Consider the following 14,338-nt stretch of genomic DNA (forward strand, 5'->3'; position numbering starts at 1 on the left):
CCTCCATGAGCGATTCCAGCAAAAGCTTTACCCTGACACTGGACGAAGTTGAAGTGCAGGCCTACCCCGGCGAAACCCTGTGGCAGGTGGCCAAGCGCGCCGGCGAGACCATCCCGCACCTCTGCTTCAAAGACGCCCCGGGTTACCGAGCGGATGGCAATTGCCGCGCCTGCATGGTGGAAGTGGCGGGTGAGCGGGTGCTCGCCGCAAGCTGTATCCGCGAGGCAGCGCCCGGCATGGTGGTGCGAAGTGCTGGCTCTTCACGGGTTCAGACGGCCCGTAAAGGGGTTCTGGAATTACTGCTGGCGGACCAGCCTGAGCGAGAGAGCAGCCCCGATCGTTCAAGCCATCTGTGGGAAACGGCGGATCAACTGGCCATTGATGCCGGCGCGGTGCGCCAACGTCTCCCGGCTCGTTCAGAGCGTGAGGAGCCAACGGTTCACCATGTTGCGCTGCGCTCGGATTCGCTGGCCCATGCCCGGGGCCATGACGCCACTCACTCGGCCATGAACGTGAACCTGGACGCCTGCATCACCTGCGGTTTGTGCGAGCGCGCCTGCCGCGAAGTGCAGGGCAATGACGTCATCGGCCTGGCGCATCGCGGTGCCGCTTCCAAGGTCGTGTTTGATTTTGATGATCCCATGGGCGACAGCACCTGCGTTGCCTGTGGCGAATGCGTGCAGGCCTGCCCGACGGGCGCGCTCATGCCCGCCACCCTGATCGATGCCCAGGGGCGCGGAGACTCCGCCACGGCTGACCGCACCGTGGACTCCGTCTGCCCCTATTGTGGCGTGGGCTGCCAGTTGACCTATCACGTGAAAGACGAGCCTGCCAGCGCCCAATCAGGAGCGGGCGAGCAGCGAGGGCGTATTCTCTTTGTGGAGGGCAAAGATGGCCCCTCCAACCAGGGCAGGCTCTGCGTGAAAGGCCGTTTTGGTTTCGACTACCCCTCACACCCGGCAAGGCTCACCCGGCCGCTGATTCGGCGGGAGGGCGTCCCCAAGGGGCTCGACCCGGACTTTGATCCGGCCAATCCGTTAACGCACTTCCGAGAGGCAAGTTGGGAAGAGGCACTGGATCTGGCGGCCAACGGATTAACCCAACTAAAAATACAACACGGCCCAAATGCGCTCGCCGGTTTTGGCAGCGCCAAGTGCTCCAACGAAGAAGCCTGGCTGTTCCAAAAGCTGGTGCGCACCGGTTTCGGCTCCAATCATGTGGATCACTGCACGCGGCTTTGCCACGCCAGCTCCGTGGCCGCATTGATGGAGTGCCTCGGGTCGGGCGCCGTAACCGCCTCCTTCATGCAGGCGCTGGAGGCGGATGTCGTGATCCTCACCGGCTGTAACCCGGCGGTCAATCATCCTGTGGCCGCCACCTACTTCAAGCAGGCAGCACGAAACGGCACCAAACTGATCATCATTGATCCCCGGGGCCAGGCGCTGGACGCTTATGCCTGGCGCAGCGTGCGTTTCTCGCCCGGTGGCGACGTATCGCTCTTCAACGCCATGCTCCATGTGATCATCAGCGAGCGGCTTTTCGACAAGAACTACATCGACACCCATACCGAAGGCTTCGATGCGCTGGCGGCAAGCGTTGAGGGCATGACCCCAGAGGTGATGAGCCCGGTCTGCGGTGTTGAGCCAGAAGTCATTCGCGAAGTGGCTCGTGCATACGCGCAGGCGGATAGAGCGATGATCTTCTGGGGCATGGGCATATCTCAGCATGTGCACGGCACCGACAACGCCCGCTGCCTGATTTCCCTGGCCCTGACGTGCGGCCATACCGGCAGGCCCGGTACCGGCCTGCACCCTTTGCGGGGGCAAAACAACGTGCAGGGCGCCTCCGATGCGGGCCTGATCCCCATGGTATTGCCGGATTACCAACCGGTCGGGGATGCCCAGTTGCGCGCCGCTTTTGAAGAGCTCTGGAACATTGAACTGGACCCGGAGCCGGGGCTCACCGTGGTGGAGATTATGGACGCCATTAAGGCGGGCACCATCAAAGGCATGTACATCCTCGGCGAAAACCCCGCGATGTCCGACCCGGACCTGACCCACGCCCGTGCCGCGCTCGCTGCCCTGGAGCACCTGGTGGTGCAGGACCTGTTCGTTACCGAGACCGCCCAGTTTGCCGATGTCATCCTGCCGGCAGCGGCCTGGTCGGAAAAATCCGGCACCGTCACCAACACCAACCGTCAGGTGCAAATGGGCCGGGCTGCGCTGGCGCCGCCGGGGGAGGCAAAGCCCGACTGGTGGGTTATCCAGGAATTGGCCCGGCGTTTCGGGCTGGCCTGGAATTACGCCGGCCCAGAGCAAGTGTTTGAAGAAATGAAGCAGGGCATGCACTCACTCGATCATATCTCCTGGTCCCGACTGGAACGCGAAGGATCGGTGACCTATCCATGTACCGCCGATGATGCTCCTGGCCAGGACGTCGTTTTTTCGGATGCCTTTCCACGCGCAGGAGGCCGGGCGAGGTTCTCGCCAACTCGGCCGATGCCACCGGATGAGCCGGTGGATAAGGCTTACCCCATCGTGTTGACCACCGGGCGATTGCTTGAGCACTGGCACACTGGAGCCATGACCCGTCGCAGCCGGGTGCTGGACGAGCGGGAGCCGGAAGCTGCAGCCTACTTGGCTCCAGCGGAGCTGGATCGTATGGGCGTAACCTCGGGCAATGACATCCAAATTGCCACTCGGCGCGGCACCATCACCCTGACGGCGCGGGCCGATCAGACCATGCCCGAGGGCATGGTGTTCGTCCCCTTCGCCTTTGTGGAGGCGGCAGCGAACGTGCTCACCAACCCGGCGCTGGACCCGGACGGGAAGATTCCGGAGTTCAAGTACGCAGCCTGCAGGTTGAGCCCGGCATAGATTCTGAAGCGAACAAACTCCTCCCGAACGACGTTCATTGTCGCACCGCGTCTGTAAAACAGGCGCGGGTAGTCTAGAATAACGCCAAAATTCCGAGATCTTTCAGGTAGATAAAATGCCAAAGTTTTTGCATACGGCAGACTGGCAGATGGGCCGGGCGTTTACCCGCTTTGAAACCGAAGACGGTGCAGCCCTGGTCGAGGCCCGGTTTGAGGCCATCGAAACGCTCGCACAGCTGGCCAATGAGCATCAGTGCGATGCCGTTCTGGTCGCCGGTGATGTGTTTGATGCCCAAACGGTGTCCGATCGCACGATCCGGCGGGTATTCAACGCCACGAAGGGTTTTGTTGGCCCCTGGGTCATGCTGCCCGGCAACCACGACGCCGCCCTGGCAGAGAGCGTGTGGACGCGAGCCCAGCGCCTCGGTGCAGTACCTGAGAACGTACACCTGGCGCTGCAGCCCGGCGTTATCAACCTGGAGCAGCGGCGCCTCAGCATCCTATGCGCGCCGCTGACCCAGCGGCATACCTACGGCGATCTGACCGAGCCGTTCAGCGGCTACGAGTCACCGGAAGGCTTCCTACGGATCGGCCTGGCCCACGGGAGCGTCCAGGGCCTGCTGCCGGACGAGATTGATTCCACCAACCCCATAGCGCCGGAGCGGGCGGAAGCCAGCCGGCTTGATTACCTTGCCCTGGGCGACTGGCATGGCACCAAACAGATCGATGAACGCACCTGGTACAGCGGAACGCCCGAGCCGGAACGGTTCCGGAATAACGAAGCCGGCAATGCCTTGATCGTTGAAGTGTCCGACCCCGGGGCAACCCCGACAGTGACCTCACTCCCAACGGGGCGGTATCAGTGGCACCAGTGGCGGGAAACCCTCACCGTCCAGTCCGATCTTGAACAGTTGCTGGAGCGTTTGAACGCCTTGCCCGAATCCGCCGTGGTTGATCTGCGCCTCGAAGGCTCGGTGACTCTGGCCGGCGAAGAAACCCTGTTGAAGGCCTTGTCCGTTGCCGAAGCGCGATTCCGCAGTCTTCGTTGCGAGCGGAGCGGGCTTCAGCTTGCACCTACCGATGAGGACATCGCGGCCTTGAAAGCGGATGGTTACGTGGGCGAGGTGGTTGAAAGCCTGCGGGAGCGGCAAGAAGGGGCCCAGGACGATGTCGCCCGGGATGCCCTGGCCATTCTGGCGGGGCTCCTCAGGGAACGGGAACAGGAGGTGGGGCAATGAAGCTGCAGCGAATGCGCATTGAACAGCTACGCCAGTTCCGCAAACCTTTTGTTCTGGACAACCTGCAACCCGGCCTCAACCTGATTCACGGCCCCAATGAGTCCGGCAAAAGCACGCTGGTACGTGCCATCCGTGCGGCGTTTTTCGAACGCTATCGTTCAACGGCCGTTGACGACCTGCGCCCGTGGGGCGACTCTGCCGCGGCGCCGACCATCGAGCTGGATTTTGAGCACGACAACCGTGTTTGGCGTCTCACCAAAAGCTTTCTCCAGCGCAAACGGTGCGACCTGGTTGTCGGCACCGAGACCTACAGTGAAGACGACGCCGAAGAAAAACTGGCTGAATTGCTGGGCTACCAGTACCCGAAACGCGGCGCCAGCAAAGCAGAACACTGGGGCATACCGGGACTGCTGTGGGTGGAGCAGGGCACCGGGCAGGACATCGAGCAGGCCATAGAACACGCTGGCGATCACCTGAAGTCTGCACTGAATTCCATGGTGGGCGAGGTGGCCAGTTCCGGCGGCGACGACCTGATCGAGACGGTTCGCAGCCAGCGGGACACCCTGCTGACCGGCACTGGCAAGCCCCGGGGCGATTACCTGAAACTGGAAAAAGACCGCGCTCAATATGAGCTGGAAATTGAAGAGCTGAAGGAGCGGGTGCATAAATACCAGGAGCAGGTCGACCGACTCGGCAAGCTGGCCCAGGACTATGATCAGGCCGAGACCGAGCGCCCCTGGGAAGAGGCCCAACGACAGCTGGAGCAAGCCCGGGCACGGTATCAGCAGGTAGAACGCTTGGAGCAGCAGCAAACCCAGGAAAAGGCCACGCTTGGCCAGCTGCAGCAGAATCACCGATTGCTGCAGCAGAACAAAGAACACCTGGAAGGCCTGAGTCGCCAGCTCGAGGGCCGAAAATCCGAACTGGACCGTGCGGAGCGAGACCTCGCCACCGCGCAAGCGCAAACGCCGATGATTGCAGGCCGTTTGCAAGAAGCCAGAACTGCCTATAAGCAAGCTGAAAAGCAACGCAAGCTTGCCGGCTTGCTGCAAACCCGACAAAGGCTGGAGCAGGATGTCCGCCGGCTTGAACAGCAACAACAAGTGCTGACCCAGAACCTTGCCAAAGCAAAGGAATACCACCAGCAGCTGGAGCAAGCCAGGCAACAGGCCAGGGAGAACCGCATCGATGCAGAGTTGGTCAAAAAGCTGAGAGCAACCGGGAACCAGCTGAACGAAGAGACCATCCGCTCACGGACCATCGCCACCCGATTGACCTGGCAGCTGGATACTGGCGCTTCGCTGACGCTGAACGATGAGTCGCTTACCGGGCAAGGCGAGCAACAGCTTCTGGAAGAATCGACCCTGGTGATCCCGGGGGTTGGCACCCTTGGCATTACGCCCGGCGGGGAAGAGCTGGCCAGCACCCGGAGGAAGCTAAAAGCCCTTGAGGAAAACCTGGAAGAACAGCTGAAGACCCTTGGAGTGGAATCCGTGCAACAGGCGGAGGATCGTCTTTCCGCCTTTGAAAGTGCTGCACGAGCCGTGAAGCATGCCGACGAATTGTTTAAATCTCTGGCGCCGGCAGGCCTTGAGCAACTGGTCTCCGAGCAGAGCGAGGCGGAAAGCGAACTGGGAAAAGCCAGGAGCCAACTGGAAGCCACGCCAAAACCGGATCCGAAAGAAAACGTACCTGCGCTGGAAGAAGCGGAGGCCGCTTTCGCCCGAGCTGGCAACGCGCTCGATAAAGCGGAATCCGATGAGCGCGCGCATCAGTCCAGTCTGTCCGCCCTGAAACAGGCCCGGGACAACGCCAAAACCGAATGGCAGCGGCTGGCGGATGAAGAAAAGAGCCCGGAGCGCCAGGAGCAACTCCGCCAGATAACCACCGACCTGGCGACCATCGAGAAACAGCAGGGTGAGCTCGAAGCCAGCCTCGAACGCCGCGAACGGGAAATCCGCGAGGCCCGCCCGGAGTTTCTCCGGCAGGATATCGAACGCTACCAGAATGCGGTCAATCAGCTGCGCCAAACCCAGGAAAACCGGGGCCGCGAACTCCGCGATATCAAAGTCAGGCTGGAAGCCTGGGGCGCGGAAGGGCTGGAAGAGCAGCTCAACGAGAAAGAGGCGGAATACGACCAGTGCAACCGGCGCTATCAGGAATTGCACCGCCGCGCCCAGGCGCTGGATCTGCTGCTGACCCTGCTCACGGAAAAGCGCCAGGCCCTGACGCGTCGACTCCAGGCGCCGCTGCAGAAACACCTGAACCACTACCTTTCAGTGCTGTTTCCGGAAGCGTCGCTGGAAGTAGACGAACAGCTACGCCCGGGCACCTTCAGCCGGGGCAGCGAACTGGGACAGATCACCGAACTGAGCTTTGGCGCCCGGGAACAGATGGGCCTGATCAGCCGCCTGGCCTATGCCGATCTGCTGCGGGAAGCCGGAAGGCCAACGCTGGTCATCCTGGACGACACCCTGGTACACAGTGACAGCGACCGGCTCGAGGACATGAAGCGCATCCTGTTTGATGCGGCCAGCCGGCATCAAATACTGCTGTTTACCTGCCATCCGGAGAAGTGGCAGGACCTGGGTGTGCCGCCGGTGGATATTCAGGCATCGAAAGGAGTGCCTAATGCAACATGACTGCCCGTTTTGCTCCGTTAATCAGACATCAGAAAAAGGCTCAATGCCGTCGAACGCGTTGGCTCATATCCGGATGGATGGCTTTCCGGTTTCTGAAGGTCACTTGTTGATCGTTCCCAATCGCCATGCTGCCGACTGGTTTGATCTGACTGCGGCTGAGCAACAAGCCATCATGGAGCTGGTAGAGCAAGGCAAGCAGTGGCTTGAAGAGCGCTATCAGCCGGATGGCTACAATATTGGTATGAATTGTGGAGCAGCGGCAGGTCAGACGGTTCTGCACATGCATTGTCACCTGATTCCCAGGTATGTGGGCGACCAGCAAGATCCTCGTGGCGGAGTACGATGGGTCATCCCGGAGAAAGCGGATTACTGGAGTGGGCGATGAGTTTGCTTGATTACGAGAAACGATTCTTGACGCTCCGTTTGAATCGTCGTGGTGGTAAAAAAAGCCCCCATAAAGTGGCCATGTTGCAGGCGGTCATGGATCTCATAGAGTCGGGGCAAATTACGAACAACCGGATTTATTTTGATGAAAATCTAAAACGCCATTTCACTGAGCGTTTTCAGGCGCTGAAATCCCACTCCGATCACAACAATCCGCATTTACCCTTCTTCCACCTTCATAGTGAAGGCTTTTGGCACCACAAAGTCAGACCCGGCCAACAAGAGATCTATCAGCAACTTACAACTGCGACATCGCCGGGCGTCATTAACGCTCACATTGATTACGCGTTTCTGGACGATGAGCTTTTCGAACTGCTGGGGAACCGGATTGCCCGCGAGCTTCTCAAGTCCGCACTGTTAACTAGCCTTGATGAAAAGGCGATTCGTGATCTTCTTCAACCTGAGCGTGGTGGTTGGGACTGGTTAGAATGCGAGTTTTTGGTCAATGACTATGTGACGATGCTCGAGAAACACCTCGTTGGTGCCGCCTACAGCAAGGCGGCACACCGCAGGGCACTGCAGCCGCGCCTTAATAGTCGCTCTGAGGGCTCGATCGAATACAAACACCAGAACGTCAGTGCTGTGTTTTTGGAGTTGGGGCTCCCATACATCCCCGGTTACAAACCCGCTTTCAATTATCAGCAACAACTCAAACAGGTAGTCCTGTCTTATCTTGCGGGCCATCAGAAGGTCGTTGATGACGTTAATCTCGTTGCGGATAAGGTCGCCGAAGAGCCGGATCATAGTGATCGGGCCTGGGATTCGGTGTTTGATCCGGAACCGCCAGAGCGAATTCCTCATGTGGCCGAGAACAGGCCAAGCTACCTAGCGAAACGTATCGACTTCTCTGAAAGGGAACGCCGAAATCGCCAGCTTGGCGAGCGCGCTGAAGAATTTGTTCTTCGCTTGGAGAAGCAGAGGCTTACCGCACAAGGTAGGCCGGACCTGGCGGCAGATGTGGAGTGGTCGAGTAAGGAGCGTGGCGACGGATTAGGTTTCGACATTCGGTCTTTTGACTCGACGGGGGATCAAGAGCGTTTCCTGGAGGTTAAGGCGACGAACTCAGGGAAATATTTGCCGTTTTTTATTAGCGAGAATGAGCGGGCGTTTTCCAATGACTACTCAGACGCTTTTCGCTTGTATCGGGTTTACGAATTTACCACTGCTCCGAGATTCTTCATCTTGCCGGGGGCGATTGAGCAACATGTGCATTTGTTGCCGCAGAATTACAGAGCTCGGTTTTAACCCGAAAAATTGCCAGTCGCCTTGTTCGAGGTAGAGAACTCTCGCAGCCATGCGCTGATCCCAATAGACACTTCGCAGTGATAGTGCCTATCAGGCCACTAATAGTCGGTTACCTCTTTGCCTAAAGAAGGGTTAGAGCCGTATATCACCGAGACAACACGATCATCACGGGAAGTTCATTCATGCAAAACGTCCGCATCGCCATTGTTGGCGCCGGCCTGGCGGGCTTATACGCCGCTTATTCACTTGAGAAGAAGGGCATCAAAGACTATGTCATTCTCGAGGCCCGGGAGATTCTTGGTGGGCGTATTGCGTCTACGATCCACTCTGATGGTAAACCGGATGTGTCGGGTGAGGGCTTCGATCTGGGGCCCGCCTGGTTCTGGCCTGCATTCCAGACCGATATGGCGCGGCTGGTGGATGAGCTCGGGTTAGAGACCTTTGAGCAATTTGAAACGGGCGATATGCTTCTGGAACGTTCATCCAATCAGCCTCCTCAGCGAACGGCTGGGTACGTCAACTCTCCACCTTCAATGCGAATCGCTGGTGGTATGTATTCGCTCATTGATGCTTTGTATCAGCGGCTTGATCCAGCGCGGGTTGTGACAGGCCAAACGGTTCGTAGTCTGCGCATTTCAGAGCCCTCTATCGAGCTACAGAGCGATGATGCTCAAAGGCAAACCGTGAGCTACAACGCAGACCATGTATTGCTGGCAATGCCACCCCGATTAGTTGAGTCTCAGCTAACGTTTTCGCCTGCCTTAACGGATGAACTTGCCAGGCAATGGCAGGCGACAGATACCTGGATGGCCCCGCATGCAAAATACATTGCCGTGTTCGATCGGCCTTTCTGGCGAGATCAAGGGTTATCCGGGGAGGCTCGAAGTGCCGTTGGGCCAATGGTTGAGATCCATGATGCCTCTACTCCGGGCGGGCAGGCGGCGTTGTTTGGTTTCCTGGGTGTGCCTGCTGACGTGCGCGGTCGTGTTTCTGAAGAAGAGCTTATTACTGCTTGCCGCACACAGTTCGTGCGACTGTTTGGTACGCAAGCGGAGAATCCAGAGGCAGAATTTATCAAGGACTGGGCTAAAGAGATCTACACCGCCACCGACATGGATCAGAGATCCTCTGGCGATCACCCTATGCCTGCCTTGTCGCCGAGCTCAGGTGTATGGGCTAACCGGGTAACCGGAATTGGCAGTGAGTGGTCACGTGAGTTTACGGGGTATCTGGCCGGCGCTATTGATGCGGTAAATCGCGGTTTGGATTCTTTTTAGGAGTGTTCGCGGAAAGGGGTGGAGCCCCGGTGCGAGCTTAGAGAGCCCGCCCGTGCCCGGGGAACAGTTGCCGGGTTACTTCTATTTCTCAGCTGAGGATTCGTACTCGCGAATCATGCCAGAAAGCTGGTCTTTCAGATTGAGGCGTTGTTTCTTGAGATCCTCCAGATGCTCGTCAGAGGTGTTCTCTGCACCACCCTCGAAATGGTGAACTGCATGATCTACCTCATGGTACTCTTCAAACAATTTCGCGAAATGATTGTTGGTAGTTTTCAGGTGATGAATGGCTTCTTTTGATTCGGGGAATTCATGAATCAGATCGTGTTTTTCGAGTGACATAAAGACAATCCCTTTGATTGCGCCGTGTGTTTGAATCTGCACTGTCAACGCCAAACAATACGGCAAGGTGAGGACCGGGGACAACCGGCGCCAGCGTGGGCATTTATGCTTATGATTGGCTTTGTTTCTTTAACCTTGAAAAGCCAACAATTCACAACCATCAGGATGATTTCATGCCCCAATCGCCCCTCGCCGAACCTTTGAAACTCCCCTGTGGAGCCGTCCTGCCCAATCGTATTGCCAAGGCTGCCATGACCGAAGGACTGGCAGACGATCAACTCCACGCCACCCACCGCCATGAAACCCTCTACGGTTGCTGGTCAGATGGTGGGGCGGGGCTGCTGATTACCGGCAACGTGATGATAGATCACCGGGTGCTTGAGCGGCCGGGTAACGTGGCGATTGATCCGGCGCCGGCTGAAGGCGAGCCGGAGGGTATGGCGCAGTTGCGTGCCTGGGCCGAGGCGGGCACCCGCAATGGCAACCATCTGTGGATGCAGATATCCCATGCCGGTCGGCAGTCGCCGCGTTACGTGACCACTCGTCCGATGGGGCCGTCGGCGGTGCAGCTTTCGCTGATGGGCAACTATGCTCGCCCGCGGGCGCTCACGGAGCCGGAGATCCTGGACTTTATCCAGCGTTTTGCCAATGTGGCCCGGATCGCCAAGGAGGCGGGCTTCACCGGCGTTCAGGTGCATGGGGCTCATGGGTATTTGTTGTCGTCTTTTCTGTCGCCGGTCACCAACCAGCGCACCGATCGCTGGGGTGGCTCGCTGGAAAATCGCGCCCGTTTCCTGCTCGAGGTAGTGCGGGCTACTCGCGCCGCTGTGGGGCCGGAGTTTCCGGTGGCGGTAAAGCTGAATTCCGACGATTTCCGCAAGGGCGGCTTTACGCTCGACGAGTCCGTGAACGTGGTGCGCTGGCTCAATGAGGAGGGTATTGATCTGCTGGAGGTATCCGGCGGCACCTACGAACAGCCGCGGCTGCTCGGGTACAGTGGTGATGCCGACACGGCAAGCGACGGGCCGGCCATGCGGGAAAGCACTCGCAAGCGGGAGGCTTACTTCCTGGATTACGCCCAGACGATTCGCGAGGTGTGCAATTGCCCGCTGATGGTCACCGGTGGATTCCGGACGCGCGCGTTTATGGAAGAGGCAGTCGCCAATGGCGAAACCGACGTGGTTGGCCTTGGCCGACCGCTCTGCACGGATCCCGATACGCCCAAAGATCTGTTTGAAGGGCGCATCGATAAGACGGTTTGCCATGAAGACCACATCAAGCTTGCTCAACGAGGGTTTTTCTCGCCGGCGAGTCCGCTGATGCCGCTTAAAGTCATTAACGTGCTGGGCGGCCAGGCCTGGTACTACCAGCAGATTTTCCGGCTGGCGGATGATGGCAAGGCTGATCCGGACCTGGGCATTTTCAAGGCCATCGGGGCTTACTTGAAGGATGAAATGGGCCAGGCCCGGCGGGTGAAAAAGGCCCGCCGCCAGCACGGCGGGGCCTGAGAACGTTTACAAGGAGACAACGGCGCCGTTTGATTCCGCGGATTCGAACAGCGCCGACATCACTCGATGACAGGCCAGACTGCGCTTGGGCCATTGGTCGTCCAGCTCGCCAGTCAGAATGATGTTCGAGAACTTCTCAACCAGCTTCACGACGTGGTCACAGGGCTCTACCTCTTGCTCTGTGTCTTTGCCATTGGCATCCCCCAGTATGTAACGCGTGCTGCCGGTGAAGCGTTCGCCGTAGGCCGCGAAATTCCCGCTTCTACCCTGGCCACCCACCAGGTCGTCGATTCGTATAAGGCCGGCGTCGCCAACTGTTTCTACCTGGGATCGGTGAGCGAGTTCGCAGCCTGCATCAAAGGTTGCCATTCGGCCGTCAGAGAACCAGAGGGTGCCGCCACAGGCGACGATGGTGTCGATGGAGTTCTTGGAGACGAACGTCATCTGCACGCGTTCGGGCAGTTCGTAACCGAAGCTCCATAGGGTGGCGCTGATCGGATACCAGCCCTGATCACCAAAGCAGCCCATGGGTTCCCGAGACTTGTCGGTTCGGCCATTGCCGCCCTCGTACCATTCTTTGGAGGGGGCTTTGAAGGTGAAGGCACTGGTTACCCGGCGCACATCGCCGATATCGCCGTTGGCAATGCGCTTCTCGATGTCTTGCGTGCGCGTGCTGTGCAGCCACATGGTTCCGTCCATGAACTGGACGCCGTTTTCTTTGCAGACGTCGATGGCCTCTTCAATGCCGTCGGCCAGCGGTTTCTCGGCGTAAACGTGCTTTCCGGCGCGGGCGGCCTTCTTGATCCATTCGTTGCGATGGGCAGTGGGGACCGGGATGTACACGGCGTCGATACTGTCATCCGCCAGAAGCTCATCGTAGGAGCCGAACGCCTGCGGCACATCGTACTCGTCTGCCCAGGCTTGTGCCCGGTCCAGGGAGCGACTTGCGACCGCAACCACGTCGGCATTTTCTGCATCGTGCATTCCGGCCACGACCTTGGTGGCAATTTCTGCGGTGCCTATGATGCCCCAGCGGACTTTGCGATTTTCCATGGTGGGTCTCCTTGAACAGGATTGGCTTTGAGAATGTGGTAACCCTAGCTGAAGAGCATGCGCTGGATCGACCGGGGAATAAACCGGGTGATGAATTCGGCAGCGTAGGTCTGGGGTGTGACCAGATATCGAGGCTTGGGCCGTTTCGCTTCTGCAGCTCTGTAGATCTTTTGGGCAACATCCGACGCACTGGCGGTAAAGGGCTTGATCCTGGCGCCTGGCGCGAGCGCTGCTTCCATGGCTTCGTACTTTTCCCGGTGCACCGCGCTCGCTCGCCCAAGCACGGGCTGTAAAGCGGCAAGGGCATGCTCTCTGAACCGTGTCACCACGGGGCCCGGGAGCACCAGCGAGAAGCTTTCCAGGCATTCGCTGCTCTGTTCATCAAACCAGAAACTCTCATGGGCCGTGTTCATCGCGGATTTGGCGGCACAGTAGGCGCCTTTCATTTTCTGGGGCGCGATGGAGAGTACGGAGCTTACGGCGATGACCCGCAAGGGTACCCCGTGTTGTTCGCAAAGCCTCAGGCAAACAGCGGCTAGTTTGATGGGGCCGAATACGTGGGTGCTGAACTGCTTTCGCCACATGGATTCGGAGAGGTCGCGAAGCGCGCCGAATTGCCCGTAACCGGAGTTGTTGACCAGAACAACCCGCTCGGCTGCTGCAATCTCCGTGTCCAGAGCGCCGGCAAGCCCTTCGATCTGTTCAAAGAACTCCAGATCCAGCGCCAGCTCCAGATCGGCAGACTCGACGCCGGTTGGCTGTCGGGACAGGGCGATCACCCGGTAGCCTTTCCGGGCAAAGAGAGCGCAGGCTTCACGGCCAATGCCGGCGCTGGCACCGGTTACCAGGGCTAGTTTTGTCATTGCATCAATCCCCAATCCAGTTTGCTTTATCGACAATTCGCTTCAGCTTGTAGCCGAGAAACCGATACTTGCCCCAGTGTTGAAAAGCGCTTTGGGCATGCTTCGGATCCAACCCTTGTTGGCGGAGATAGGCGCTGACTTCGGAGTCGACCGGCAGCGTCTCAAAATTTCTCATGAGCATCATGGTGTGTGCGGCGGCATAGGGGCCGATGCCCTTCAGAGAGATCAGGTAGTCGTAATCAATGCTGTCATCACGGGCTGAACCATCGGTCTCGATGGCTTTATCCTGCAGCAATTGATCGGTCACCGTATCGACGGTTCTGGCTCTGAATCCCAGTTTGCACTCGTCGGCCAATCGCCCGGGGCCAATCGTCTGGAGTTCCCTGGGCTCAGGGAATAGGCCGTCGCCCAGAGCAACCAGAGAGTCGACCATGGATTTGGTCTGTTTCCAGGTGGTGTTGATGGTGCAAACGGTTTTAATGAGATCCTCAAAGAAGGTATCGCCGCGTAGGAATCGCCCCCCACCGGACCGGATAAAGCGGGCAATGTCCGGATCGTTCCTGTCGCAAAGGGCAAGAAACTCTGAGGGATCCCAGTCCAGCTGCAGCCAGCGGGCGACACTTTCGGAAACAGCCGCTGTGCTTGATGAGGAGGATTCGATAAGAAGCTGATCCTCAGAGGGCTGGTGCACCCGGGCCCATTCCGCGTTGGTGCCTATTCTTACTGTTCGCTCAAGACTCTCACCGTCCCAGTGCCAGGGCGCAAGCTGGCACCAACCGTGGCTTTCCACCGTCATGCGCAGGTTGAATGGTCGTTGCAGGTCCAGGGCAAAGGTATTCGTGGTCATGACCAGG

At 58.8% G+C, this 14,338-nt stretch carries 11 protein-coding genes; 7 read left to right on the top strand and 4 right to left on the bottom strand.

The features are described 5' to 3' along the window. The first annotated feature begins 5 nt into the window (after nucleotides 1-5). The 6 genes from fdhF to FMN52_RS01110 all read left to right on the top strand — a co-directional run bounded on the left by fdhF (nucleotide 6) and on the right by FMN52_RS01110 (nucleotide 9,721). The gene (gene fdhF, locus FMN52_RS01085; protein ID WP_148606877.1) at nucleotides 6-2,876 is read left to right on the top strand and encodes a formate dehydrogenase subunit alpha; all 2,871 of its coding nucleotides are present in this window, start codon (nucleotides 6-8) and stop codon (nucleotides 2,874-2,876) included. Between the two features lie 115 nt (nucleotides 2,877-2,991). Further along, entirely contained in the window at nucleotides 2,992-4,113 is a 1,122-nt protein-coding gene (locus FMN52_RS01090) for a DNA repair exonuclease (RefSeq protein ID WP_148606878.1), read from the top strand. Continuing rightward, a complete protein-coding gene (locus FMN52_RS01095) occupies nucleotides 4,110-6,755 on the top strand; it encodes an AAA family ATPase (protein WP_148606879.1) in 2,646 nt (881 codons plus the stop codon). The genes FMN52_RS01090 and FMN52_RS01095 overlap by 4 nt, the downstream gene beginning before the upstream one ends. A 43-nt stretch (nucleotides 6,756-6,798) precedes the next feature. After that, nucleotides 6,799-7,140, top strand: a complete 342-nt coding sequence (locus FMN52_RS01100) for an HIT family protein (protein ID WP_240339361.1) — start codon at nucleotides 6,799-6,801, stop codon at nucleotides 7,138-7,140. Continuing rightward, entirely contained in the window at nucleotides 7,137-8,444 is a 1,308-nt protein-coding gene (locus FMN52_RS01105; protein WP_240339362.1) for a DUF3883 domain-containing protein, read from the top strand. The genes FMN52_RS01100 and FMN52_RS01105 overlap by 4 nt, the downstream gene beginning before the upstream one ends. Before the next feature lie 182 nt (nucleotides 8,445-8,626). After that, a complete protein-coding gene (locus FMN52_RS01110) occupies nucleotides 8,627-9,721 on the top strand; it encodes an FAD-dependent oxidoreductase (RefSeq protein WP_148606882.1) in 1,095 nt (364 codons plus the stop codon). A gap of 81 nt (nucleotides 9,722-9,802) precedes the next feature. On the opposite strand, the gene FMN52_RS01115 is transcribed toward FMN52_RS01110, so the two are convergent. Next, a complete protein-coding gene (locus FMN52_RS01115; RefSeq protein WP_148606883.1) occupies nucleotides 9,803-10,060 on the bottom strand; it encodes a DUF465 domain-containing protein in 258 nt (85 codons plus the stop codon). 173 nt (nucleotides 10,061-10,233) lie between these two features. Between FMN52_RS01115 and FMN52_RS01120 the strand changes: the two genes are divergently transcribed. Beyond that, nucleotides 10,234-11,568 (top strand): NADH:flavin oxidoreductase/NADH oxidase family protein, encoded by a 1,335-nt coding sequence (locus FMN52_RS01120; protein ID WP_148606884.1) that lies wholly within the window; start codon nucleotides 10,234-10,236, stop codon nucleotides 11,566-11,568. Nucleotides 11,569-11,574: 6 nt separating this feature from the next. Here FMN52_RS01120 and FMN52_RS01125 read toward each other — a convergent pair whose 3' ends face one another. The 3 genes from FMN52_RS01125 to FMN52_RS01135 are packed head-to-tail and all read right to left on the bottom strand — an operon-like array spanning nucleotide 11,575 to nucleotide 14,331. After that, nucleotides 11,575-12,621, bottom strand: a complete 1,047-nt coding sequence (locus FMN52_RS01125) for a Gfo/Idh/MocA family oxidoreductase (RefSeq protein ID WP_148606885.1) — start codon at nucleotides 12,619-12,621, stop codon at nucleotides 11,575-11,577. A gap of 44 nt (nucleotides 12,622-12,665) precedes the next feature. Continuing rightward, nucleotides 12,666-13,484, bottom strand: a complete 819-nt coding sequence (locus FMN52_RS01130) for an SDR family NAD(P)-dependent oxidoreductase (RefSeq protein ID WP_148606886.1) — start codon at nucleotides 13,482-13,484, stop codon at nucleotides 12,666-12,668. Nucleotides 13,485-13,488: 4 nt separating this feature from the next. After that, nucleotides 13,489-14,331, bottom strand: a complete 843-nt coding sequence (locus FMN52_RS01135; RefSeq protein WP_148606887.1) for a hypothetical protein — start codon at nucleotides 14,329-14,331, stop codon at nucleotides 13,489-13,491. Nucleotides 14,332-14,338 lie beyond the last annotated feature (7 nt).

Source organism: Marinobacter sp. BW6 (genome assembly GCF_008107725.1).
Classification (GTDB): domain Bacteria; phylum Pseudomonadota; class Gammaproteobacteria; order Pseudomonadales; family Oleiphilaceae; genus Marinobacter.